Raw genomic sequence first — 24885 nt, forward strand, 5'->3', positions numbered from 1 at the left:
TCACGCACGTGACGCCGTCGGGCCGCCTTCCCGAGGTGAGCCGGTCAGGTCACCAGACCCTGTCGCCCCGGAAGACCACGTCGGAGCCGCCGTCGACGAAGACGACCTGTCCGCACATGTGGCTGTTCTCCGGGGAGACGAGGAAGCGCAGGAGGTTCGCGGGGACCTCGGGGCCCATGATCCCGCCCAGGGGCATGGGGACCACGGACTCGACGGCCTTGGTCGACTCCTCGGTCGAGAGCATCTCCGCGGTCATGCCGGTCTGGACGATGCCCGGGCCGATCGCGTTGAGGGGGATGTTCGCCCCTGCCCAGTCGGCGGTGGGGGCGACGCGGCGCAGCCAGTGGGCGATCGCGGCCTTGCTGCTGCCGTAGATGATGTCGCCCGTCCCGGCGGCGGTGAGCTCGGCCGCGCGGGCGAGCGCGGCGGCCTCGTCGCCTGCGAGGGTCAGCTCGACGAGCTGGTCGTCGACGGGCAGGAGGCTCGCCATGGAGCAGGTCACGGCGGCGCGCGGGGCGTCCGAGCCGGCGAGCAGCGGGCGCAGGCCCTCGAGCGTCGCGAGGGCGCCGAAGTAGTTGACCGCGAGGGTCGCCGGGCTGCCGTTCGACAGGCCGGCGTTGGCGACGATAGCGTCGATCGTGCCGCCGCTGAGCTCGGTGACCTTCTCGACGAGGTCCGTGCGACCCGCGTCGGTCGTGAGGTCGACCGCGACGTCGGCGTCGCGCAGGTCCACGCCGATGACGCGGTGGCCGTCGGCCTCCAGCATGCCCTTGAGGGCCTTGCCGATGCCCGAGGCGGTTCCGGTGACGACGACGGTGCGCATGATGCCCTCCAGAGCAGCTAGTGCGGCCAGACCTTCCTGGCCGTTCCTCCTCAGCGTAGGCATCGAATCCCGGCCGTCCGGTCGAAAATGACCTCTGCCCGGAAGATCGTGACCAAGGTCCCACGGCTGCCGGGACCCGCGGCGGGCGGTTAGCACATGCGCGCCGGTGCGGGAGCCACGATCGCGTCACGTCCGGGGCGCGGCAGGGGTCCCGCACGGGTCGTGACAGCGCCGGTCCGGCCTCGTGACCGCCGGGTCCTCGCCACGCTTCGCCAGTGCCTGGCGAGACGCCTCTACCAGCCGCCCGGCGCGAGCACCTTCCGGATCCGCTTCTCGCTGACCGGCCCGTCGGTCCCGAGCTGCTGCGCGAACAGGGACACCCGGAACTCCTCGATGAGCCAGCGCGCCTCGTCGAGCTCGGCGAGGCGCGCAGGGTCGCCGGGGCCCGCCGCCCAGGCGGCGCGGGCCTTGCCGTACGCCTCCTCGACGTCGTGCACGCGCCAGGCGAGCTCGGCGTCCCGGTGCGGGTTGGTCGCGGCCTTCTCGATCCGGTACGACGCCGCCCGCAGGTAGCGGGTCAGGTGCGGCAGCCGGTGGGCCGGGGTCCGCGACACGAAGCCTGCGTAGACGAGGCCCGCGACCTGGTCGCGCACGTCCTGGAGCGTGCTGAGCAGCGCGAGGCTGTTGGCCGAGCGGATCTCGCCGTCCAGGTTCCGTGCGGCCGTGAGCGCGGCGACGACGTGCCCGACGATCTGGTGCACCTCGGCCTCGAGGTGACGCTTCACGAGGTCCCGCGCTGCCGTGTACGAGGCGGCGCTCCTGATCTGTACAGCGTCCGGCAGCGGCCCGTACTGGGAGGACTTGGCGCCGGAGGTCAGTGCCGTGACGGCCGCGAGCTGGAGGTCGGCGACGAGGTCCTCGGTGTTCCGGTACGGGCTCGCGGCCATGGTCAGGGACTGCGTCCCGGTCCAGCGGCTCGTGACGCGCGCCGTCTGGAGCGCGGTCTCGCCCAGCAGGAGGCGCCGGACACCGCGTGCGTGCTCGCGGTCCTGCGCCGACCGGTCGGCGAGCACGCGGAGCGCGACGCTGGGCCGGCCCTTGGCGTCGAGCTCCTCGACGAGCGCGGGGTACCCGCGCACGACCATGCCGCCTCCGGCGGGCGTCGACACGACCTCGGGCAGCACGCCGTCCGGGAGCCCCGTGGGCCACGTGGTGAGCCCGGTCGCCTCGGCGACGACGACGGAGGGAGCGCCGCCGTCGGGCGGACTCGTCTCACCAGTACCTTCCGAGCCCTCACCAGGTCGCCCTGCGGAAGGTGCTCCGGAAGCGGACGCGGTGAGGGGGGCGGAGGGATCGAAGGGCGTGGCGGGGCTGGCGGGAGCGGCGCGAGGGACGAGCGACGCGGATGGTAGCCCGAGGCCCTCCGCCCCCCTCACCGCTTCCCCAGCACCAGCCCCAGCACCAGCCCCAGCACCAGCCCCAGCCCCAGCAGCAGCCTCACGCAGCGCCGCGCCGACCGCCCCCTTGACGGTCGCCCGCACCGCCGCCTGCGCCTGGGGCGCGAGGCGTCGTTGGAGCGAGACGAGGTCCTTGGACTCGTCGAGCACGACCTCGCCGCCGCGGCGTTCCTCGATGACGCGGAAGGTCATGCGCAGGTGGGCGGGGAGGCGTTCGGTGCGGGCGTCGTCCCAGGCGTCGTCGGGGATGACGACGTCGCGCAGGGCGCGGACGGCTCGGGTGAACGCGACGTGGAAGGGCTCGGCCATGTCGCCTGCGCGGGTGATGTCCTCCCAGGCGGGGGTGTTCTCGCGGAGCCAGCCGACGACGTCGCGGGCGACGTCGGGGGCGGGGACGAGCTGGACGCGCACGGGCTTGGGCAGCGAGCGGATGGTCGCGGTCGCGAGCTCGTCGAGGAGGCCGGGGACCATCCAGTCGAACCCGTCGGGGACGACGCGGTTCAGGACGCTGATGGGGATGTGCACGGTCACGCCGTCGGCGTCGGTCCCGGGCTGGAACTGGTAGGTGAGGGGCAGCGTGAGGTCGCCCTGGACCCAGGTCTCGGGGAAGAGCGAGGTGTCGACGGACTCGGCGTCGGGCACGAGCTGTTCGAGCGTGAACGTGAGCAGGTCGGGGTCGCGACGCCTGGCGGACTTCCACCAGGTGTCGAAGTGGCGCGCGGACACGACGTCGTCGGGGATGCGTTCGTCGTAGAACGCGAAGAGGACGTCGTCGTCGACCACGAGGCCGCGCTGGCGCGATCGGGCCTCGAGCTCCTCGGCCTCCTCGAGCAGGCGGCGGTTCTCGTGGAAGAACTGGTGGTGCGTGGTCCACTCGCCCTGGACGAGGGCGTGGCGGATGAACATCTCGCGTGCGGCCTCGGGGTCGACCTTGCCGTAGAGGACGGTGCGGTCGGCGACGATGGGCACGCCGTAGAGGAGGACCTTCTCCTTGGCCTGCGCGGCGCCCTGCTTGGTGGACCAGTGCGGCTCGGAGTAGGTGCGCTTGACGAGGTGACCGGCGAGCTCCTCGGCCCACTCGGGCTGGATCTTGGCGACGTCGCGGCCCCACAGGCGGCTGGTCTCGACGAGCTCGCCCGCCATGACCCACACGGGCGGTTTCTTGGACAGGGGGGAGCCGGGGAAGATCGCGAACCGGGCGCCGCGCGCACCGAGGTACTCGTTGCGGGCCTGCTTCTTGGCCCGCTTCATGGCGAGCTCCTTCTGCGGGCCGCGCAGGTGCGCGACGGACGACGCCTTGACCTCGGTCGCCTCCTGCATGCCGATCTGCGAGAGCAGCCCGGCGAGGAGGGCCTGGTGGATGGTGTCGTCGTCCCACGTGAGGCGGCGTTCGACGGGTTGGTCGGTGGCCTCCGCGACCGTGGTGCCCGACGCCGGGGCGCCCTTCCCGGAGCCGGCGTCGCCCCGGGTGCGGGGCGTGTAGGACATGTCGATGCCGAGCGGCTTGCTCATCTCGCGGAGCTGCGCGACGACGTCCTGCCACTCGCGCACGCGCAGGAAGTTGATGTACTCGGCCTTGCACAGGCGCCGGAACGCCGACGACGACAGCTCGTGCTGCTGCTCGCGCACGTACTCCCAGAGGTTCAGGTACGTGAGGAAGTCGGAGCGGGGGTCGGCGAAGCGGGCGTGGAGCTGGTCGGCCTGGGCGCGGTACTCGGCGGGGCGTTCGCGCGGGTCCTGGATGGACATGACCGCAGCGATGATCGCGACCTCGCGAGCCACGCCGCGGCGCGAGCCCTCCCAGATCATGCGGGCCAGGCGCGGGTCCATGGGGAGCTGGGCGAGGACGCGCCCGATCTCGGTGAGGCGGGTGACGGTGCGCTCGTCCTCGGACACGGTCTCGAGCGCCCCGAGCTCGGTCAGGAGCTGCACGCCGTCGCGGATCGAGCGGGTGTCCGGGGGCTCGACGAACGGGAAGCGCGCGACGTCGTCGGGCGAGGAGACGACGCCCACCGAGATCATCTGCAGCAGGACCGACGCGAGCGACGTGCGCAGGATCTCCGGCTCGGTGAACTCGGGACGGGAGAGGAAGTCCTCCTCGGAGTACAGGCGGATCGCGATACCGTCCGCGACGCGCCCCGAGCGACCCGACCTCTGGTTGGCGCTGGCCTGCGCGATCGGCTCGATCGGCAGGCGTTGCACCTTGGTCGCCTTGGAGTAGCGCGAGATGCGGGCCGTGCCGGGGTCGACGACGTAATGGATGCCGGGGACCGTCAGCGACGTCTCGGCGACGTTGGTCGCGAGCACGACGCGGCGCGAGGAGTGCGCCTGGAACACGCGGTGCTGCTCGGCCGAGGACAGGCGCGCGTAGAGCGGCAGGATCTCGACGAAGTCGGGACGCTTGGCGTCGCGCGTGCGCTCGCCCAGGCGCGACTCGAGGGCGTCGGCCGTGTCGTGGATCTCGCGCTCGCCGGACAGGAACACCAGGACGTCGCCCGGTCCCTCGGCCATGAGCTCTTCGACCGCGTCGACGATGCCCGTGACGAGGTCCTTCTCCTGGGCGCCCTTCGCGGGGGAGCGCTTGGCCTTGCCCGACTCCGGGTCGACGTCGGGCGACAGCGGCCGGTACCGGATCTCCACGGGGTACGTGCGACCCGTGACCTCGATGACGGGAGCCGTCTCGGGGAGGTGAGCGGCGCCGTCGGGCACCTCGTCCGTGCCTGCCGACTCGGCCGCGGCCAGCTCGTCCGCCGTGAGCGGGGGCAGCGGGCCGCCCGGCGCGAAGTGCCGCGCGAACCTCTGCGAGTCGATCGTCGCCGACGTGATGATGACCTTGAGGTCGGGGCGCTGCGGCAGGAGCCGCGTCAGGTACCCGAGCAGGAAGTCGATGTTGAGCGACCGCTCGTGCGCCTCGTCGATGATGAGCGTGTCGTACGCGAGGAGCTGCGGGTCGCGCTGGATCTGCGCGAGCAGGATGCCGTCCGTCATGACCTTGACGAGGGTCTGGTCGCTCGACTGGTCCGTGAACCGGACCTGGTAGCCGACGATCTCGCCGAGGACGAGGGGCCGATCTCCCCTGAGCTCTTCGTTAATACGCTCCGCGACCGTGCGCGCCGCGATCCGTCGGGGTTGCGTGTGCCCGATCTGGCCCTTCCGACCCCGCCCGAGCTCGAGCGCGATCTTGGGGAGCTGCGTCGTCTTGCCCGAGCCCGTCTCGCCCGCGACGATCACGACCTGGTTCTCCGCGATGGCTCGTGCGATGTCCTCGCGCCGCGCCGAGACGGGCAGCTGCTCGGGATAGGTGATGGGCGGCACGACGACAGCGGCGCGCCGTTCGGCGGCCTTGGCGAGCCGGGCCGGGTCGACCTGCTGCGGGCGTCCGCCGCGGCGGTCGCCCCGCTTCGAGGAGCGCTGCTCCCGGCCCGACGGCGGACGCTCGCCCTTCGACGTCCTCTCACGTTCGGGTGCCGTCGCGCCCTGGGTGCGGGGCCGGTCCGTGCTCGGTGCGGAGCCCTCCGGGCGGTCGGTGGCGGGCGCCTTCTCGGCGGCGGCGTCCTGGTCGGTGACCTGGGACTTCGCCCGTCCCCGACCACCGCGTCGGCGGCGCTGCCCCGAGCGCTCCCGCTGCGCACCCCCGGGCTCGCGACCGGGCTCGCCGGCCCGCTTGCCGGAGGGGGCGCTCGCAGGGCCGTCCGCGGTCCTGGCCTGGGTCTCGTCCAGGGCGGGCCGTGCGGGGCCGTGCGGTTCGGTGCTCACGACCAACCATTCTCTCAAGGGGTCGCAACCTCAATTGACGCGGGGCGACCCGTGCGCGATTGCGGCCACCTTCCACCCGGCGCACCCTGGGATCATGGCCACGTCCTGGGTCGAGCGATGGCAGCTGGATCTCGATCAGCTGCGGTGGTACCCCGCGGCCCAGACGATCCGGGCGGCCCGCCGCGACGACCCGCGCGACGTCGTGCTCTCCTCGACCGCGGCGCGCCTCGTCTGGGAGCCCGGTCGGGTCCTTCCCGTGTACGCCGTGCCGGAGTCCGACGTGCGGGTGCCCCTCGTCGAGGGCGAGTTCAAGAACGGCTCGCACGAAGGCCTGATCCCGCACCCCTTGTTCTTCGACCGGCACACGTGCCCCGGCACCGAGCTGTGGCTCGACGGCGCGCCCGTCCCGGCGGACCCCCCGCCCGCCGGACCTCCCGGCACCGCGTGGCCCGCCCCGTTCTTCCGGCTCGACGACGAGGACCTCGCGGGGTACGTCGCGGTCGACTTCCAGGCGTTCGACTGGTTCGCCGAGGACCAGCCCCTGGCCGCGCACCCGCGCGACCCGTTCAAGCGGGTCGACGTCGTCCCCAGCTCGCGGCACGTCGTCGTGTCCCTCGACGGCGTGGTCCTCGCGGACAGCACGCGCCCCATGGCGCTGACCGAGACCTACCTGCCGTTGCGCTGGTACGTCCCGCGCGACGACGTGCACTGGGAGGCGCTGACGCCGAGCGACACGACGAGCGCGTGCGCGTACAAGGGCCTGGCCCGGTACTGGTCCACGGTGTCGGGGGACCCCGAGGGGGTGGACATCGGCTGGAGCTACGAGGACCCGCTGTCCGATGCCGTGCGGGTCCGCGACCACGTGGCGTTCTGGTGCGAGCTCACCGACCTCACGCTCGACGGCGTCGACGTCCCTCGACCCGAGAGCCTGTTCTTCCCGCGCGGGAGGCGTTGAGCCCGGGGCCCTCAGCCCACCCGGACGCTGAGCACGAGCTGCTCGCCCACCTCGAGCCGGACGTCCGAGAGCGTGACGCCGGGCGGCAGGGACGACGCGAGGTCGACGCGCTTGCCGTCGAGCTGGTCGAGCTTTCCGCGGACGGCCAGCAGGAGTGCGGCCACGACCGGGTTGCGGCTCGTCGCCCCCAGGTCGCTCAGCGTGAGGACCATGGCCTGGTCGATCGACGCGGTCGCCGTGATCTGGGCGCTCGCGGACAGGAACCCCTTGCGGATCTTCGCGGACGCCACGATCGACGCGGCGCGCGGTCCGCGTGACGCGAGGTCCACGTCGAGCGACGTGAGGGTGAACCCCTGGTCCGCGAGGGCCTTCGTCGCGAGCTCACGGACGGTGCTCACGAGCGCGTCACGGCTCGCCGCGGCGCGCAGGTGGCCGTTCACGGGGGCCTCGGTGCTCTGCCCGGACTCCTCGATCGAGAGCGACCCGTCGGCGCCCTCGACCCAGGTGAAGCGCAGGTCGCGGATCTCGACGTCGAGGTCGACCGCGACGCCCGCGACCGTGACGGGGTGCCCCTGGGCGCTGATCGCCCGGGCCACGGCCTGGTCGCGTGCGGTGACGTGCTCGACGGTCTCGGCAGGGTCGGGAGCGTCGGCGGGGGTCATCGCGCGGACGACGAGCCCGGTCACGTCGACGTCGATCCGCGCGACGTCCGGGCTGCCGGGGACGGTCTCGGCGTCGATGCGGACGCGGTCCAGGCCCGTGGCGTGGTCGCCCAGGTTCGTGGTCATGACCTCGCGCAGGCGGGCGGTCAGCGCGGGGCCGGTGTCCGGGCGCGGGGCGCGGCCGAACGGGAGGACGTCGTGGGCGGGGCGCAGCTCGTCGGACATGCGCCGAGCCTACGACGGGCATCGTGCCCCGTGGGAGGTGGGACGGGTGGTTGCGCACGAGACAGGTGCTCCGGGCACGGGCGCGACCACCCGTCTCGGGCGCGGCCACCCGTCTCGTCACGTCGTCCCCTCGGGGACCTCCGCGAACGCGCGCACGGGGAACGTCCCGAACCCCTCGACCTTGGGCGGCACGGCCGTGAACCGCGCCCCGCGCGGCGGCACCCCACCCAGGTTCGTCAGGTGCTCGACGACGTGGATCCCCGCCGCGAGGAGCAGCGAGTGGGCCGGGCGCGCGCCGCCGGACGTCGCCGGGTCGGTGTCGTCGATGTTCAACGAGTCGATCCCGACGAGCGCCACGCCCGCGTCCACGAGGTGCTGCGCACCGGCCTCGGTGAGGTACGGCGCCGGCTCGCCGTAGGCGGGCGTACCGAAGTGACGGTCCCACCCGGTCTGCAGCAGCACGGCGCTCCCGGCCAGCTCGCGGTCGAGGAAGACCTCGGCCCCGATCCCGCGCCGTCCGCCGCGGGACGGGTCGACGGCCTCGGTCAGCCGGAACACCTCGGCGGGCAGGCCGACGAGCGTCTCCAGGTCGAGGCCCGCGAGGTCGGTCCCGCCCTCGTACCGGTGGAAGGGGCTGTCGAGGTACGTCCCCGTGTTGCCGATCATGGTCAGCACGTCCATCGCGAACTGCGTGCCCGGCGCGTACCTCGCGACGGAGTCGGCCCGCGTGAGGAACGGGGTGATCGTGGGGGCGGGCAGGCCCGGGTACGTCACGAGCCCCTCGCGGAGCGTGTGGCTCAGGTCGACGAGCCCCGACGTGCGACCGGCCGGGGCGGCCCCGTCGCCGAGGACCGGCCCGGCGTCGGCCGCTCCCCGGCTCCCCACGTGGGGCTCCTCGACGATCGTCAGCGCCGTGATCTCGACCGAGCCGACCAGCGCGAGGCCCAGGTGCCGGACGAGGAGGAGAGCGACGTCGTCGGGCTGGAGGTCGCCCGACGGGACGTCGAGCCGGAAGCCCTCGGTGCGGAGGCTGCCGCCGTTGGCGAACGTCACGTGGGCGTCGAGGTGCGCGCGGTGCTGGGGCGTGGTCATCGTCGGAGTCTCGCACCGACGACGACCCGCCGGGAAGATGCGACGAGGCCGCCGCCCCGGACGGGGACGGCGGCCTCGTGGGCGTGCTGGGGTCAGTACGAGCTGACGTCACCCGTGGAGATGGCCGCGATGGCCACGAGGATCACGAAGACGACGTAGAGCGTGCCCACAGCCGTGAAGATGATGCTGAGGATCAGGCCCCACTTGGCGAGCTGGTTGTCGAACCCGGCCTCGCGGGACTTCTTGCGGGCGATCGCGCTGACGATGATGCCGGCGACCGAGACGACGAACGCCAGGATGAAACCGACGATGCCGAGCGTCTTGCCCGGGTCCTCGACGGGGGCGCCGTAGTACTGGGGAGCCGGGGCCTGCGGGGCGCCGTGGGGAGCGGTCATGGGGTTTCTCGTTTCTCTCGCGCGCCCAGGCCCGATCCGGGCCGGGGAGCGTGGGGATCGTGACGGTGGTCGCCACGGAGTGCGGTGCCCATTCTGGAGCAGATCGGGACGACTCGACAGGGAGATTCCGCCGTCAGCGGGTGAAAACCCGGCCCGGGTCCGCGCCCGGGCAGGTCCGCCCCGCTCCGAGGCACGCCCCGTCAGGACGCCGCGCGGCTCGTCTCGCCCCGCAGGCGGTCGATGGTGTCCTGGACGTGGCGCAGCGTCGGTCCGACGTCCGCGCCCTGGGCCACGGTCTTGTCGGCGACGTGGCGGACCTGGGCGGAGGCCGCGTCGAGCGCGACCTGGGCGTCGGTCAGGGCGACGGCTGCACGGCCGTCGCCGTACTCGTCGGCAGCGGCCTGTGCGAGTGCGGCGTTGGCCTCGTCGGTCGCGGCCTGGGCGTTCCCGACGGCGTCCTCGACCTCGGCGCGCAGGCCGGCGGGGAGGGACGCGAGCTGGGTGGCGGCCTTCTCGAGGTCCTCGCCGATCAGGTCGACCTGACACTGGGTGTCCTCGATGAGGCGGGAGACCTCGGCGGCCGTGGCGGTCGCGCTCAGCGGCAGCATCATCGCGAGGGCGAGGAAGCTGGCGGCGGCGAGCCGTGCGGCTGGTCGTGATGTCTTCGGCGACGTCATGCCGAGAAGTCTGCACGGCGAACCTGGGAAAAGACAGGGAGGACATGGACAGTTCGTGGAGATTTCGCCCACACTTCTCGAGCGGGCCGGCCGGCGTCCCGCGCGGCGGCAGGGCACCCCGTGAGCGCAGGTAGCGTTGCTGCCGTGCCCCACCCCGAACCCTGCGCCCCCGAGGCCGCCCGATGATCGTCCGTCGCGCCCTGGCGCGCGCCTACTGGGCCGTGAGCCGGTGGACCCTGCGCACCGAGCAGCCACCGACCGACCGTCCCGGCATCCTCATCGGCGCCCCGCACACGTCCAACTGGGACTTCGTGCTCATGCTCGCGATCTCCGCGAGCGTCGGCGTCAGGGTGCGCTGGCTCGGCAAGCACACCCTGTTCAAGGGCGTCATGGGGCCGTTCGCGCGAGCGCTCGGCGGGATCCCCGTGGACCGGAGCGACCCGAGCCGGGTCGTCGACGACATCGTGTCGCGGGTCCGTGCGGGCGAGGTGTTCTCGCTCGTCATCACGCCCGAGGGCACGCGCAGCAAGGGCGAGTACTGGAAGTCGGGGTTCTACCGGATCGCGCGGGAGACCGGCATGCCCGTGACCCTGGGGTACGTGGACCGCACGACCATGACCGCGGGCCTCGGCCCGACGCTCGAGCTCACGGGCGACGTGCGCGCCGACATGGACCTCGTCCGCGCGTTCTACGCCGACAAGGCCGGGTTCGACCCGGCGCGCCGCACCGAGCCGCGCCTGCGCGAGGAGGAACGCCCGGCGCCGGACGTGTCCGACGCGCCGGTCGACCCGACCGCCTGACGGGAGCGGCGGCGTCGGGCCCCGTCGTCACGGCCGCCCGACGACGCAGCGCACCCCGGTGCATCGGCGCGCCACCCGGGTGCTCACCCCGCCGCGGGGTCCGTGGGGGCGTAGACCCGCAGCGCTCCGCGCACCATGGTGAGCGTCGCGTCCGTGACCCGGTCGCCGTCGATCTCGAGCGTCTCGCCGTCGTGCGCGAGGATCACGGGATCGTGCGGTGCGCCGTCCCCGAGGCGCAGCACGAGGCCCGGGGCCGTCCAGGAGTCGACCGCCAGGTGGCGCCCGAGCGGCCGGACCCGCTGCGCGAGCGACGACGCGGCGCCACCCGCGACGGTCTCCAGGAACAGGCGCACCCGGCTGTACCGCTTCTCGGCGCGGCCCGTGCGGACGTCGAGCACGCCGTCGTCGAGCCGGACCCTCTCGACGGGCGCGAGGTTCTGCGGGACGTACCTGTTGACGCCCGCGAAGAACGACCAGTAGTGGCCGACCGCCCCGTCGACCGACACCCGCAGCGGGGCGGCCGAGCGCAGGACGCGCGAGGTGGCCCACACCGTCGCGGGCCACTTCCCGAGCCGCTTCTCGGCGCGCTCGCGCTGGGACACGAGCTCGGGGTAGATGCCGAGCGAGAACGTGTTGAGGACCGTCATCGGGTCGTGCCCCTCGACGCGGAGCTCGGCGACGTCGACGCTCACCCCGGTCCCGTCCCGGACCGCGGCGACCGTCGCCGACATCGAGGTGAGGTCGGCCGCCTTGGCGAAGTGGTTGAGCGTCCCGCCGGGGAGGACCACGAGGGGCAGACCGTGCTCACGGGCGGCCGCAGCGGCGGTCGCGACCGTCCCGTCGCCCCCGCTGATCCCGAGCGCGAGCGCGGGGCGTGCCCCGTCGCCACCGTCGGACCCGCCACCGCGCGCCGCCTCCTCGAACAGCGCGGGCAGGTCGTCGCCCTCGCGGAGGACGTGCACCCGGGCCTTCGGGAGGTCACGGCGGAGGACCTCGAGAGGGTCCTCCTTGAGGATCCGCCCGGACCCGGCCGACGTGTTGACGACCACGAACAGGCCCTCGCCGTCGGGGAGAGCGGGGACGTCCGCGGGCGGCCCGGCGGGCACGTCCGGTTCCGGACCGGGCGGCGACGGCACGAGCCACCGGCCCAGCACCGCGAGCCCGACACCCAGCGCCGCACCACCGATCACGTCCGAGAACCAGTGGGCGCCCACGTGCAGGCGCGAGTACATGACGGCTCCCGCGACCGGCGCGACGACCAGCCCGGCCGCCGGCCACTCCAGGGCGACTCCCGCCGCGAACGCCCCCGCGGTGGCCGAGTGCCCCGACGGGAAGGACGGCGTCGTGGGGTAGCGGCGCAGCCGACGCACGAGGGGCAGCGGCGCGGCCGAGGGGCGGTCGCCGCCGAACACCACCTTGCCGAGCAGGTTCGCGGCCGCGCTCGCGGCAGCGACGTTGCACAGTCCGCGCACCGCGGCCCGGCGCCCCCGCGCCCCGGTCGCGGCCAGTCCCGCGCCCAGCCCCATCCACAGGACGCTGTGGTTCGCGGCCGTCGTGAGCCGCACCAGGGCTGCGTCGGTGCGCGGCCCGAGCTGCCGCCGGTTCGTCCGGTCGTTCATGCGACGGTCGAGGCGAGCGTTCGCAGGGAAGGCCTCGTGCGGCTTGACGAGGCCCGTGAAGCGGGGCACGTGCGGGCGGTTCACGGACGGTTCGGTGGGAACGGGTGGCATCCCGCCACGGTAGGACGGTCCCGGCGCACCTGCCCACCCGCGCTCCCGGCCCGGGGCACCGTGCCGCGCCCGGGCGGCGCCGGCGCACCCGGGCGAGCGACGCCGTCGGGCGCGTGCGCGCCACCCGGCACCCCTGTTCTGACACAACTCCGATAAGTTCTCCCTATGGGCACCACCCCCCACCCGATCCGGGTCTTCCTGCTCGACGACCACGAGGTCGTCCGCCGCGGCGTCGCCGCCCTCCTCGAGGCCGAGGACGACATCACGGTCGTCGGCGAGGCGGGCACGGCCGCGTCCGCGCTGACGCGCATCCGTGCCGTCCGCCCCGACGTCGCTGTGCTCGACGTGCGCCTGCCCGACGGCTCGGGCGTCGAGGTCTGCCGCGACGTGCGCTCCGAGATGCCGGAGATCGGCTGCCTCATGCTCACGTCCTTCGCGGACGACGAGGCGCTGTTCCAGGCGGTCCTCGCGGGCGCGTCGGGCTACGTCCTCAAGCAGATCCACGGCTCCGACCTCGTGGGTGCCGTGCGGACCATCGCGGGCGGCGGCTCGCTGCTCGACCCGGTCAGCACCGCGCGCATCCTCGACCGTCTGCGCACGCCGCAGGCCAAGGAGGTCGACCGCCTCGAAGGACTGTCGCCGCAGGAGCGCCAGATCGTCGACCTCATCGGCGAGGGCATGACGAACCGGCAGATCGGCGAGCGCCTGTTCCTCGCGGAGAAGACCGTCAAGAACTACGTGTCGCACATCCTGTCGACGCTCGGTCTCCAGCGCCGCACGCAGGTCGCGGTCCTCGCGACCGAGATGCGCACCGAGGACCGCCCGCGCGGCTGAGCCGCACGTGCCGCAGGGCATCGCCCGACGGCGGGGCGTGCGCGGGCGCGCGGGTCACGCAGCGCTCGTGGGTGTTCGACAGATGTTCAACAGGCGCCTAGGGTAGAAGCATGTCGCAGAGCACCATCGGTTTCCGACCGACCGCCGAGGACCGTCGCCTCCTCGAGGAAATCGCCCGCAAGGGCATGTCCACGAGCGATGCCCTGCGCCGCGGCCTGCACCTCGTGGCCCACGAGCAGTGGCTCGACCAGGCCCGTGCCGACGCTGAGATGCTGCGTGGGGAGAACCTGAACGACGAGCCGGACGCCTGGTGATCCGCGGCGCCGTCTATCGGGTCGACCTCGGCGCTCCGCGAGGGCACGAACAGGGCGGTCGCCGGTACGGGCTCGTCCTCTCGCCCTCGGAGATGAGCTGGTCCGTGGCGACGATCGTGCCCACCTCGACCAGCGCCCGACCGGCGACGTTCCGTCCCGAGCTCGTGATCGACGGGCAGCAGACGCTGCTCCTCGTCGACCAGATCCGGACCGTGGACACCGCCTACCTCGTAGGAGATCCCGTCGACTACCTCAACCACGACGAGCTCACGACGGTGGAGCAGGCCGTCATCCACTACCTCGGACTGGTGTGACCGAGTTCCGCAGCCGGTCGGGCGCTCCTGGCTGACCGTCAGGCGTTCGGGATCCGCCACACGAGCGCGGTCCCGCGGCCCGTCGGGACCGCGGGCGACGAGCCGTCGCCTGTCGTCGCGGCGTCGGCCCCGGCCCCACGGGCACCCACGACCTCCCGCGCCACGGCCTCGGCCGGTCCGACGGCGAGGGTCCCGTGCAGCGCCTCGGCGCGCGTCGCGAGGTTGTGCAGCCCACCGCGGTGGTCGCCCGCGTCGATGCCCGAGCAGCCGATCCCGTCGTCGACCACGGTCAGGGTGATGGCGTCGTCGGTCACGCGCAGGCGCACGTCGGCGCGCGACGCCCGCGCGTGCCGGGCCACGTTGGTCAGGGCCTCGCCCGTGACGACCACGAGCTGGTCGGCCACCTCGGCGGGGACGAGCGACGAGTCGTCGCTCTCGATCACGACGGACGGCGCGAACCCGAGCGCGGACGCCACGGCATCGGCCGCCGCGGTCAGGCGCTCCTGGAGGCTGGCCTCGGGTGGCGTCGTGGCCTGGAGCGCGAAGATCGTCGAGCGGATCTCGCGGATCGTGTCGTCGAGGTCGTTGACGGCCTCCTCGACGCGCGAGCGCACGAGCTCGTTCTCGATGTGCTTGGTCGTGCTCATGAGGGTCATCGCGGACGCGAAGATGCGCTGGATGACGACGTCGTGCAGGTCGCGCGCGATGCGTTCGCGGTCCTCGAGCACGGCGACGCGGCGCCCGTCCTCGTACAGGCGGGCGTTGTCCACGGCCACGCCCGCGGCGGCGGCGAGGGCCCGGACGGCGGCCTCGTCGTCGCGCGTGAACGGCGAACCGTCGCGCTTGTCGGTCAGGTACAGGTTGCCGTAGACGGAGTCGCGGACCTGGATCGGGACCCCGAGGAACGTGTGCATGGGTGGGTGGCCGGCGGGGTAGCCGGACGCGGCCGGGTAGCCCTCGATCTTGTCGACGCGCAGCGGGTGCGGGTTGCGGATGACCTCGCCCAGCAGGCCGTGCCCGTGGGGCCAGTGGTCGATCGCCTCGACCTCGGAGTCCTCCATGCCCACGGGCACGAACCGGCCCAGGCGTTCCCCGTCGCGCACACCGAGCGCACCGTACTTGGCTCCGGTGAGGTCCATCGCGGCCTCGACGATGCGGCGGAGCACGGTGTCGAGGTCGAGGTTGCTCGTGATGGCGACGACGGCGTCGAGCACGCGGTGCGCGACGGCAGAGGGAAGAGACTCGGTCACCCACGTGAGTCTGTCAGAAGTTCGGGCCGGGACGGGCCTCGGCAGGACCGGGACGGCGCTCTGGTGTGCGTGGTAGGTCTTCAGGTAATCCATCACTACCCCCTCGATCTCCGTGAGCTCCGACGGTGCGTCCTCGGTCGGGCGGCGGGTGGCCGCCCGACCGAGGAAAGAGGGACGGCCCTCCGGGAGGTGACCGGGAGGGCCGTCGGGCGGGGACAGGGTCTCGCGTTCCCTGCGGTTCCCCGCGTCTTCCTGGGTGTATCGCCGTGGCGAGCGGATCGCGTCGCCGAACCGGGGATCAGACCAACCAGGAGTTCTTGCGGACGAGCGGCAGGCTCTTCCACTGTCGGCCGAGGCCGAGGGTGTCACCGGCGCCGATCATGGCCAGCGAGATGATCGCGAGGGCCTCGACGACGTGGCTGTCGATGATCGGGTTGGTGACGAGGGGCAGGGAGGCCAGGTACATGAAGCCGAGGAGGACGGTCCCGGCGATGGCCGCGATCCGCATCCCGATCCCCAGCATCAGGGCGAGCCCGATGCCGAGGAGGCCTGCCATGAAGAGCCAGTCGGCCCAGGCGGCACCGGCCATCCCGTTGAAGAATCCGGCGAACGGTCCCTGGACGCCGCCGAGGAAGCCTGCCGTGGGGCTGCCTCCGTTGATCCAGGCGCGCTCCGAGGGGGTCGAGAAGCCGAGGCCGAAGGTCTTGTCGAGGAAGGCCCACACGAAGTAGAAGCCCATGACGATCCGGAAGATCCCCAGGACGATCTGCGTGGGGAGGGTTCCGCGGACCGCGAGGCTCGCGGTGGTGGTCGCCCCCGTGACGTCGTGAGGGACGGCACGTGCTGCTCGGGCCGAGCGGGCCGAGCTGGCCGGACGTTCGATCGTTGCACTCATGTCGTCTGTCTTCCTCTCCAGGACCGGATCCCCATCCGGTGCGTTGACACCATTCCATCCGAGCGCGGGGGCCCGGACCTGGGTAGAAGGTCGAGGAACGCGGGGGACCTAGGTCCTCTCGTGGTGGGACCAGCGGGACCAGCGGGACCCGCCGGGCCGCCGGAGCGGCCGCGCGGAGGTCAGGAGAACGCGGGATACCCGCCCGACGGCGTGGGTCCCCACTCGCGCTCGGCCCACGCGACGCCGTCGGACAGGACGGCGGCGATGCTCGGGGTGGCCTCTCGGAGGTGCTCGGCGCCCCAGCGCCAGCGGGACAGGACGAGCTGCCGGTACGAGGGCGAGCGGCCCTCGGGCCCGACGCGCGGGCGGTCCTCGACCGCTCCCTCGAGCAGCCACCCGGTCATGGCGAGGATCCAGCCCGCGCTCGCGACCAGGACGTCGCGGGTCCAGGCCGGCTCGGCGACGGCGTCGGGCAGGTGCTTGCCGAGCCCGGCGCTGAACGCGGCGAGGAGCGCGTCGGTCAGGCCGGGGGGCGGGTCGAACACGCACCAGCACGTCGAGAACGGCATGAGCGTGTAGGCGGCGTCGAGCGCAGGGTGGTGCACGCTCGTGTCCTCGAGGTCGAGGAAGACCCAGCCGGTGGGGGTGCGGACGGCGTTGTCGGGGCACGTGTCCCCGGGGGAGACGACGACGGTGCTCCCCGGTGCGCGCAGGCGCGCGAGCGCGTCGAGGTCGTCGTGCAGGAACGCGAGGGTCGCGGCGAGCGGGTCGCGCGCGAGGCCCGTGGGCGTGGGCAGGGCCTCGACGAGCCGGTGCACCCCGGCGCGTGCGTACGCGTCGAGGTCCCAGCCGCGCACGACGCCGCGGGCCGCGAGCTCGGCCGAGAAGCGCTCGACGTGCGGCCCGGAGGCGCCCGCGAGCTCGCCGAGCGCGGCCGCCCAGTCGAGCGCGCCCTGCCAGGCGGCGTCGCGGTCGGTGCCGAGCAGCAGGTCGGCGAGCGTGGGGCCGTCGCCGACGTCGCTCATGACGAGCAGGCGGTGCGCCTCGTCCACCGCCAGGAGCACGGGCGTGCGGTCGAGGGTCAGGAGACCCGCGACCTCGTGCTCGAACGGCAGCCCGGCCGCGGAGGGGCCGTCGAGGAAGCGCTTGACGACGACCGTGCTGCCTCGGGCGTGCGCGGTGGCACAGGTCGGGTCGAGGCGGTCGGTCGTGAGTCCCGCGACGACGCGGGCGCGGACCACGAGCGACCTCGTGGAACCGCCGAGGGGCTCGGGTTCGGCCAGCGCAGCGCCGAGGGCCATGCCGGCGAGCGCCAGGGTCTCGTCGAGGTCGAGGTCGGGTGCTGAGGCGCTCGCGGCCTCCGACGCCGGTGCGTCCGGTGCGTCCGGTGCGGACGGGCCGGGGACACGCTGGTCGGTGGGGCCGGGGCTCGGCGTCGGGGCGGCGGACGGCATGCCTCAGTCTGCCCGTCGGTCGCCGTGCGGTCCATGGCTCGGCGCCCGCACCTCAGCCCGTCAGGACGTGGCGCCCTCGACGTCCTGCGAGAACTTCTCGACCTGCTGGCGGAGCTCGTCGAGCGAGCTGCTCACGGTCTCGTCGGCCGACCTGACGGCCTCGGACGCCGACTGGAGCTGGGCCGACGCCTCGTCGAGCCGCGCCCGCGCGTCCGTGACGCGCTGCTCGGCCTGCGCCTTGGTGTCCTCGCTCGCGGTCGCGGCCTCGTCGAGGGCGGCCTCGAGGTCCTGCGACGCGGTCTCGGCCGCTGCCACCGCCTCCTCGACCTGCGCGCGCTGGTCCGCGGGGAGCGAGCCCAGGGAGTCGACCAGGGACCGGACGTCTCCACCGATGGCCTCGGCCTGCGCCTTCGCGTCGTCGAGGAGCTGGTCGAGCTGGTCCGTCGAGATCGTCATCTCCGGGATCGTGATGCTCCCGTCGTCGCTGCACGCACCGAGCGCGGACGCGGACAGGACGAGCGCGAGCCCGACGGCGGCGCTCCGGCGGGTGCGTCGGCCGCGGGCAGGAATCTGCGTTGCGTGGGTGTCCATCCGTCCATTGTGCCGACGGAACATGAGAATTCACCCGCCGACCCCCGGGGGACCGGGGTGGCGCGGACCGTGAAACTCCCTCAGGCTGGAATCTGGCCATGTTCGCCGATACCCTCGCACGGTCGAACGTCGCAGAACGGACAATGGGAGTCTCGTGGTGACCTTGCCGACGCACCGTGTGCGTGCCAGCCGCCCGGCGGGTCGAGCTGGAGCGCGTCATGACGCAGCCGGCACGGAGGATCCGTCGGCGCCCGCGCCGGCCCCCGAGACCCTCCCCGAGAGCCTTCCCGCGCCGCCGCCCGCCCCACCGCGCCACCGGGTGTCCCGGTCGGCCCGGGCGGTCCCCCTGATCCTCTCGTCGACCCTCGTCCTGGGGTCGGTCATGACGGTCGGCTTCGTCGGTTCGTCCTTGACGCACCGCGAGGCGTGGTCGGTGCAGTACGTCGCGGAGGAGCCCGTCGCGGGCGCAGCGTTCGGGCTGCGTGCCCCGGCCTACGAGCCCCCCAGCGAGGAGGTCCAGCTCGACCGCGTGGTCCGGATGCTCGACCAGTCGGACGAGGTGCTCGGGAGCGACCTGGCGGTCTCGGAGGTCGTCCTGCAGGCGAGGTCCGAGCTCGGGATGCTGCTCGCCACCTACCAGGCCCAGCAGGTCGTGGCGTCCGGCGAGACGCCCGCGGCGCCGGGAGCGCCCCTGACGCCGGGCGCTCCGGGGGGCGACGACCTCTCCGGGCTTCCCGACGACGGCCTCGCCGAGACCCCTCCGGTCCCCGCGCCCCTCGCGCCGCAGGCGCCGTCCGTCCCCGGAGGGTCGGGGGCCGTCGATCCCGGTGCCGCCGGGGGAGCCGTTCCACCGACGACCGGTACGGCGCCCACGTCTCCCGGGACGGACGACCTCGCGGCCGCGGAACCCGCAGCGCACCCGGTCGACGTCACCACGGGAGCGGGTGGCGGGGCAGCCGATGCCCTGGCCACCGACCCCGAGCCGGGCGCCGCGACGGGCCCGGCCGGCGTCCCGCCGTCGGGCGCGGCCGATCAGGCCCCCGCAGCGGGGGCCGCCGACGGGTACGACCCCGAGTCCGGCCTCCCCGGCGCCCCCGCCGACCCGGCTGCGCCTCTCGACCCCGGCGTCGACCCGGCTGCGCCCGTCGACCCCGAGGCCCCCGTCGACGACGAGGCCCCGACCGACGACGAGTCCGCGGACCATGCCGGCGTGGTGACGATCGACGACGTCGTCGCCGCGGCGACCCAGCTCGCCGAGCTCATGGGCCCCGCCTACGCGCTCGCTGCCGTGGGCGTGGTCCCGGCCGACGGCGTCGTCCCCGCAGGCGGGACCCTCGCCGACCAGCTCGCGGCAGCGGTCGCGCGGTACGCCGGCAGCACGGCGCAGTACGCCAACGGCCAGCTCCCGGACTCGGTGCTCTGCCCGCTCGCGTTCGCTCCCGCGCACAGCCTCCGGTGCGACGCGGCCGAGCAGCTCGACGCGCTCGCGGTCGAGTACCAGAAGGCGTTCGGCAAGCCGCTGCGCATCACCGACTCGTACCGCAGCTACGGGGCGCAGGTCGCGGTCAAGGCCGCCAAGCCGTTCCTCGCGGCCGTGCCCGGCACGTCGCAGCACGGGTGGGGCCTCGCGATCGACGTCGGGTCGCCGGTGTCGAACGGGACGAGCGCCGAGTACCGGTGGATGCGTCTGCACGCCCCGGAGTACGGCTGGGACAACCCCTCGTGGGCCCGCCCGGACGGTCGCAAGCCCGAGCCGTGGCACTTCGAGTTCTACGCGGCGGGGGCCATGCCGGACCGGTACACGCCGGGAGCCGAGGAGACCCCGACGGCGCCGCCCGTCCCGGACACGCCTGCCGTCCCGTCCACACCCGTCGCCCCGGCGGTGCCGCCGAGCCCCGTGCCGACCCCGACGCCGACCACGCCGGTGCCGACCGAGCCGCCGCCGACGACCCCTCCGCCGACGACGCCGCCGCCGACGACACCGCCTCCGACGACACCGCCTCCGACCACGACGCCGCCTCCGACCACGCCACCGCCGACGACCACCCCGACGACGCCACCGCCGACCACGCCACCGCCGACGACAACCCCGACGACCCCACCCCCGACGACGACCCCCGACCCGACCCCGACCGGGTCGGACGGGTCGGACGGGTCGACAGAGCCACCGACGGACCTGGGGACGTCCACCACCGACCTCACGACAGGATCGACGCCGCAGCCATGACGACCCCGACCGTCGAGCGCCCTGGCGCCGACGACCACGCCTTCCTCCGCACCTGTGTCGACCTGGCACGCGAGGCGCTCGACGCGGGCGACGAGCCGTTCGGCTCGCTCCTCGTCGACCCCGGCGGGGTCGTCCTGCGCGCCGACCGCAACCGGGTGGCCGGCGGGGACGCGACCCAGCACCCGGAGTTCGCCCTCGCCCGGTGGGCCGCCGAGCACCTCGACCCGGAGCAGCGACGGGCGTCCACCGTCTACACGTCGGGCGAGCACTGCCCCATGTGCAGCGCGGCGCACGCCTGGGTCGGGCTGGGCCGGATCGTGTACGCGGCGAGCAGCGAGCAGCTCGCGGGCTGGAGGAAGGAGTGGGGCTTCCTGCCGGGCCCGGTCGCGCCGCTGCCTGTCCACGTGGTGGCCCCCGGCATCCCCGTGTCGGGGCCCGAGCCGACGCTCACCGACGAGGTCCGGGCGCTCCACGCCCGCCTGCTGGGCGTGACCGAGGCCTAGCCCGCCACCAGGCGTGCGCGGAGGCCGCGCGGTGGGGGCCTCGGGGCGGATATCTGCTCGCGACCAGGGTCCGCGACCCGTAGGCTGGCGACCATGTGGATCTGAGCCTGCCCGCGAGCCCCCCTTCTTCTCGCGCCCCGACGCCGCCCCGCGGCATGACGGCCTGCCGTCGTGCCTCGACGGCACCCGACGTCGGCCGGCAGCCTCCGTGCCGCCACGGCGCCCTCTTCGTCAGGTGATCCCATGCCCCACGCCTCCCCAGCCCTCCTCACCGCCACCGACCTGACCCGGTCGTACGGCGACCGCACGGTCCTCGCGGGGGTGAGCCTCGCCGTCGACCCCGGTCACCGGACCGGACTGGTGGGCGAGAACGGCGTCGGCAAGTCGACGCTGCTGCGCCTGCTCGCGGGGGTCGAGGACCCCGACTCCGGGGTGGTCACGCGCCCGCCGGACCTCGGCTACCTGCACCAGGAGTTCCCCTACGGCCCGACGACGACCGTCGGCCAGGTCGTCGAGGACGCCCTCGCGGGGGTCCGGAAGATCGAGCGCGAGCTCGAGTCGGCCGCCGCGGCGCTCGCCGGACCGTCGGCACCGGCGAGCGGCACGGACCCGGCCGGTCCCGACGCCGTCGACGCCCTCACCGCGGCCTACGACCTGGCCCTCGCGCGCGCCGAGCAGTCGGACGTGTGGGGGGCCGACGCCCGCGCCGCCCGGGCGCTCGCGGGCCTGGGGCTCGACGTGATCCACCGCGACCGGCTGGTCTCCCGGCTCTCGGGCGGGCAGCGCACGCGCCTGGGCCTCGCGGCGCTCCTGATCCGCCAGCCCGGCGCGCTCCTGCTCGACGAGCCGACCAACCACCTGGACGACGAGGCCGCCGAGTTCCTCGCGTCCGCGCTGCGCGCCCTTCCGGGGGCGGTGCTCCTCGCGAGCCACGACCGGGTGTTCCTCGACGAGGTCTGCACCGAGATCCTCGACCTGGACCCCTCGCAGGAGGCCAGCTCCGCGGGCCGTACGGGCGGCACGCTGTACGCGGGCAGCTACCGCGACTACCTGCGGGCCAAGCGGGTCGAGCGCGCCCGCTGGGAGCAGCAGTTCGCGGCCGAGCAGGACGAGCTCAAGGCGCTGCGCCGGTCGGTCGCGACCACGGCCCGCAACGTCTCGCACGACCGCGAGCGCGGCAACCAGTCCAAGCTGCTCTACGACGCCAAGGGCGAGCGCGTGCAGTCGCAGGTCTCGCGGCGCGTGCGCAACGCCCAGCAGCGCCTCGACACGTTGCAGGCCGAGCAGGTGCGCAAGCCGCCGGAGCCGTTGCGGTTCGCGCCACCGCACCTGGTGCGCGAGCGGGCCACGAGCTCGTCCCCCGGCCGCTCGGGCGGGCGGCGGGGATCCCGGGGCGCGGCGAACGGGACCGACGGCCTCGCGCTGTGGGCGCGCGACGTCGTCGTGCAGGGAGGGGCGACCGCGCCCGACGACGCGTCGCCCGGCCGACCTCGCCTCGACCTGCGGGCCGCCGGGGTGCCGTCGATCGACCTCGCGCCCGGCGCCAAGATGCTCGTGACCGGGGCCAACGGGTCCGGCAAGTCCACGCTGCTGCACGTGCTCGCGGGGGACCTGCTGCCGTCGTCGGGCACGGTGGGGCGTGCGCGGGGCGTGGAGGTCGCCCTCCTGGAGCAGGACGTCCGCCTGCACGACGACGCACGCACCCCGCGCGACCTGCTCGCCCTCGTGACGGGACAGGACCCCGCGGACCGGCCGTTCGTGAACGCGCACGGGCTCGTCGCGCCGCGCGACCTGGACCGGCCCCTGGGGATGCTGAGCGTGGGCCAGCGGCGGCGGGTGGTGCTCGCGATGCTCGTCACGCAGGCCCCCGACGTGCTGCTGCTCGACGAGCCGACCAACCACGTGTCGCTCGCGCTCGCCGAGGAGCTCATGGCCGCGGTCGAGACGTGGCCGGGAGCGGTGGTCGTCGCGTCGCACGACCGGTGGTTGCGGCGGGGCTGGAAGGGTGACGTGGTGCACCTCGGCTGACGAGCCGGTCGGGCTGCCGGTGCGGCTACACCGGCACCAGGAGCTGCGCGCGGATCTCCCGCACGACCTCCTTCTGGACCTCCACGGGCGGCGACCCGTCCGGGTGGAGGCCCAGCAGCGTCGCGAGCCGGAGCTGCGCCTCCTGGAGGTCCGCGAGGCGTCGGCCCTCGGCCCGTCCGCCCGCACGGCGAGCGGCCTTGCGGGCCGCCCGTCGCGCGTGGAGGGACCGGAGCGCCACCATCTCGCCGGGGGTGACGACGTCGTCGGGCTGGTCGGCGAGGACTGCCTCGAACCAGCGGTGGTCGATGCGCCGGGCGTACCGGACGACGAGGACGAACGCGAGGACCAGGACCACGTACTTGAGGACGACCGCCGCGAAGGCGCCGGCCTCCGACGACGGGAAGAAGACCTCGGGGGCGTTCCACGCGAAGTGCAGGGCCCACGCGAGCAGGTACGCCCCGAGCGCCACGGTGACGCGCCGGGCCGCGGAGGCACGGAACGCCGTGAGCGCGTAGGCGATGCCGAACCCGGCGATCGCGCTGAACATCACGTGCGCACCGAACCCGACCAGGACCCGGCTCAGCCCCACCTGGAGCGCGCCCACGACGTCCGAGCTCGGGTCCATGATCGCGCCCTGCACGACGTAGCTGACGTTCTCGCTGACCTCGAACCCCAGCCCGACCATCGCTCCGTAGACGAGACCGTTGAGCGGCCTGGTCACGTGCGCGCGTCCCGCGTACAGGACCAGGACGACGCCGAGGACCTTGACGAGCTCCTCGTCCGTCGGGCCGACGAGGGCCGCCGACCAGGAGGCCAGGCCCACGCGCTCGAGGGCGGCGATCAGGTGGTCGTTCGCGACCGCGACGATCGTCGGGGCGACCACGAATCCCCACGCGTACGCCGCGAGCAGCAGGGGCCCGGGCTCGTCCTCGAACAGGTCGAGCCGTCGGACGATCGCCGTGAGCAGCAGCGTGACGAGGGCCGCGAGCAGGAGCCCGATCCCCAGCCCTTCGGGGGTCAGGTACAGGTCCCCACGGGCGGTCCGGAGCATCGAGAAGCCGGTCACGACCAGGCACACCCCGTAGAGCCACGTCGCCCACTGGTAGCGGGGGAACAGGCCGCGGCTGCGTCGTGCGGCTCCTGCGGCGGGCAGGACCACGGGGACGTTGCGGACCGGGTCGGTCATGAGATCGTCACCGCCTCGACCAGGGCCGCCACGGCCTCGGCCTGGGCCTGCAGGTCCGACGACGTCCCGGACGCGAGGATCGACACGCCACCCTGGGCATGCTGCGGGGTGGCCTTCACCGTGAGCGACGCGGCGGCCGGACCGTCCGACCGGAACACGCCGGAGACCTCCGCGGGGTCGCCCTCGGAGACGATCCGCGCGTCGTACAAGGTCGTGCCCGTGGTCAGCTCGGCGAGCCGGGCCCGCCGCGTGAAGAAGACGTTCGGGTTCTCGACGCCCGAGACGACCTCGATCTGGACCTCCACGCCCCGGCGCTCGACCGTGAGGCTGCCGCCCTCGAACGTCGACTCGCTCGCGTCCCCGGACGTGATGTCGGCAGCGGTGGACCAGCCGGCGGGGAACCGGACGGTCGCGGTCGAGGCGCCGTCGGAGACCGTCACGACCCTGCCCGCCGCGATCTCCGTCGTGGTCGCGGGGGTGCCCTCGTCGACGGCCGTCGGGACGAGCCACAGGGCGACCAGGGCGAGGAGCACGACGGCGGTCGCGACCGAGCCCACCCGGTCCATGCCCGATCGCCCACGGCGCTCGGGCCGCAGCAGCGGGGGCGGTTCGGGCTGCATCGCTCTCCTTCGCACGGGTCTGCTCGACGTCCCTCGATGCAAGCACCGGGCCGGGCCGTGCGCGACCGGGGCCGGGCGGGGACGTCGGGAGGAGGTG

21 protein-coding genes are annotated in these 24885 nt (G+C 74.0%); 8 read left to right on the plus strand and 13 right to left on the minus strand.

Translation table 11 applies throughout. From position 1 onward, the window contains the following. Positions 1–49: 49 nt before the first annotated feature. Positions 50–823, minus strand: a complete 774-nt coding sequence (locus NHG27_RS13610) for an SDR family oxidoreductase (protein WP_193719846.1) — start codon at positions 821–823, stop codon at positions 50–52. Between the two features lie 293 nt (positions 824–1116). Further along, entirely contained in the window at positions 1117–6036 is a 4920-nt protein-coding gene (gene hrpA, locus NHG27_RS13615; RefSeq protein WP_497016639.1) for an ATP-dependent RNA helicase HrpA, read from the minus strand. Positions 6037–6130: 94 nt separating this feature from the next. Between hrpA and NHG27_RS13620 the strand changes: the two genes are divergently transcribed. Continuing rightward, positions 6131–6991 carry a DUF427 domain-containing protein gene (locus tag NHG27_RS13620; protein WP_497016640.1) on the plus strand — a complete coding sequence of 287 codons (861 nt, stop codon included), beginning with the start codon at positions 6131–6133 and terminating at the stop codon, positions 6989–6991. Positions 6992–7002: 11 nt separating this feature from the next. Here NHG27_RS13620 and NHG27_RS13625 read toward each other — a convergent pair whose 3' ends face one another. The 4 genes from NHG27_RS13625 to NHG27_RS13640 all read right to left on the minus strand — a co-directional run bounded on the left by NHG27_RS13625 (position 7003) and on the right by NHG27_RS13640 (position 10042). Then, complete coding sequence (locus tag NHG27_RS13625) at positions 7003–7878, minus strand: hypothetical protein (protein WP_497016641.1); 876 nt, start codon at positions 7876–7878, stop codon at positions 7003–7005. Between the two features lie 117 nt (positions 7879–7995). Then, positions 7996–8970, minus strand: coding sequence for a cyclase family protein (locus NHG27_RS13630; protein ID WP_497016642.1), 975 nt, complete (start codon positions 8968–8970; stop codon positions 7996–7998). Between the two features lie 92 nt (positions 8971–9062). Then, positions 9063–9365: a hypothetical protein gene (locus NHG27_RS13635; RefSeq protein WP_497016643.1), complete on the minus strand. Its 303-nt coding sequence runs from the start codon at positions 9363–9365 to the stop codon at positions 9063–9065. 200 nt (positions 9366–9565) lie between these two features. Continuing rightward, entirely contained in the window at positions 9566–10042 is a 477-nt protein-coding gene (locus NHG27_RS13640; protein WP_497016644.1) for a hypothetical protein, read from the minus strand. Positions 10043–10224: 182 nt separating this feature from the next. Between NHG27_RS13640 and NHG27_RS13645 the strand changes: the two genes are divergently transcribed. After that, complete coding sequence (locus tag NHG27_RS13645) at positions 10225–10842, plus strand: 1-acyl-sn-glycerol-3-phosphate acyltransferase (RefSeq protein WP_497016645.1); 618 nt, start codon at positions 10225–10227, stop codon at positions 10840–10842. 83 nt (positions 10843–10925) lie between these two features. Here the strand turns inward: NHG27_RS13645 and NHG27_RS13650 are convergent, their stop codons facing one another. Next, positions 10926–12572 (minus strand): bifunctional phosphatase PAP2/diacylglycerol kinase family protein, encoded by a 1647-nt coding sequence (locus NHG27_RS13650; protein ID WP_497016646.1) that lies wholly within the window; start codon positions 12570–12572, stop codon positions 10926–10928. Between the two features lie 165 nt (positions 12573–12737). Between NHG27_RS13650 and NHG27_RS13655 the strand changes: the two genes are divergently transcribed. The 3 genes from NHG27_RS13655 to NHG27_RS13665 all read left to right on the plus strand — a co-directional run bounded on the left by NHG27_RS13655 (position 12738) and on the right by NHG27_RS13665 (position 14034). Next, positions 12738–13406, plus strand: coding sequence for a response regulator (locus tag NHG27_RS13655; protein WP_193719839.1), 669 nt, complete (start codon positions 12738–12740; stop codon positions 13404–13406). Between the two features lie 110 nt (positions 13407–13516). Continuing rightward, entirely contained in the window at positions 13517–13720 is a 204-nt protein-coding gene (locus NHG27_RS13660; RefSeq protein ID WP_497016647.1) for a ribbon-helix-helix domain-containing protein, read from the plus strand. Beyond that, a complete protein-coding gene (locus tag NHG27_RS13665) occupies positions 13717–14034 on the plus strand; it encodes a type II toxin-antitoxin system PemK/MazF family toxin (protein ID WP_497016648.1) in 318 nt (105 codons plus the stop codon). Before NHG27_RS13660 ends, NHG27_RS13665 begins: the two co-directional genes overlap by 4 nt. Before the next feature lie 38 nt (positions 14035–14072). On the opposite strand, the gene NHG27_RS13670 is transcribed toward NHG27_RS13665, so the two are convergent. From NHG27_RS13670 to NHG27_RS13685, 4 genes are all read right to left on the minus strand, one after another. Next, positions 14073–15284 (minus strand): GAF domain-containing sensor histidine kinase, encoded by a 1212-nt coding sequence (locus NHG27_RS13670; RefSeq protein WP_497016649.1) that lies wholly within the window; start codon positions 15282–15284, stop codon positions 14073–14075. Positions 15285–15582: 298 nt separating this feature from the next. Next, positions 15583–16179 (minus strand): hypothetical protein, encoded by a 597-nt coding sequence (locus NHG27_RS13675; RefSeq protein WP_497016650.1) that lies wholly within the window; start codon positions 16177–16179, stop codon positions 15583–15585. A 179-nt stretch (positions 16180–16358) separates the two neighbouring features. After that, positions 16359–17633 (minus strand): hypothetical protein, encoded by a 1275-nt coding sequence (locus NHG27_RS13680; RefSeq protein WP_497016651.1) that lies wholly within the window; start codon positions 17631–17633, stop codon positions 16359–16361. A gap of 60 nt (positions 17634–17693) precedes the next feature. Next, complete coding sequence (locus tag NHG27_RS13685; RefSeq protein WP_497016652.1) at positions 17694–18224, minus strand: hypothetical protein; 531 nt, start codon at positions 18222–18224, stop codon at positions 17694–17696. A 319-nt stretch (positions 18225–18543) separates the two neighbouring features. Here NHG27_RS13685 and NHG27_RS13690 point away from each other — a divergent pair, with 319 nt between their 5' ends. The 3 genes from NHG27_RS13690 to NHG27_RS13700 all read left to right on the plus strand — a co-directional run bounded on the left by NHG27_RS13690 (position 18544) and on the right by NHG27_RS13700 (position 22982). Further along, positions 18544–20451: a M15 family metallopeptidase gene (locus NHG27_RS13690; RefSeq protein ID WP_497016653.1), complete on the plus strand. Its 1908-nt coding sequence runs from the start codon at positions 18544–18546 to the stop codon at positions 20449–20451. Beyond that, positions 20448–20954, plus strand: coding sequence for a nucleoside deaminase (locus tag NHG27_RS13695; protein WP_193719831.1), 507 nt, complete (start codon positions 20448–20450; stop codon positions 20952–20954). Before NHG27_RS13690 ends, NHG27_RS13695 begins: the two co-directional genes overlap by 4 nt. Positions 20955–21197: 243 nt before the next feature. Further along, positions 21198–22982, plus strand: coding sequence for an ABC-F family ATP-binding cassette domain-containing protein (locus tag NHG27_RS13700; protein ID WP_497016654.1), 1785 nt, complete (start codon positions 21198–21200; stop codon positions 22980–22982). A 25-nt stretch (positions 22983–23007) separates the two neighbouring features. On the opposite strand, the gene NHG27_RS13705 is transcribed toward NHG27_RS13700, so the two are convergent. Then, a complete protein-coding gene (locus NHG27_RS13705) occupies positions 23008–24168 on the minus strand; it encodes a PrsW family intramembrane metalloprotease (protein WP_497016655.1) in 1161 nt (386 codons plus the stop codon). Then, a complete protein-coding gene (locus NHG27_RS13710; RefSeq protein ID WP_497016656.1) occupies positions 24165–24788 on the minus strand; it encodes a hypothetical protein in 624 nt (207 codons plus the stop codon). The genes NHG27_RS13705 and NHG27_RS13710 overlap by 4 nt, the downstream gene beginning before the upstream one ends. Between the last annotated feature and the right edge of the window lie 97 nt (positions 24789–24885).

This window comes from Oerskovia sp. 140933 (assembly GCF_059651515.1).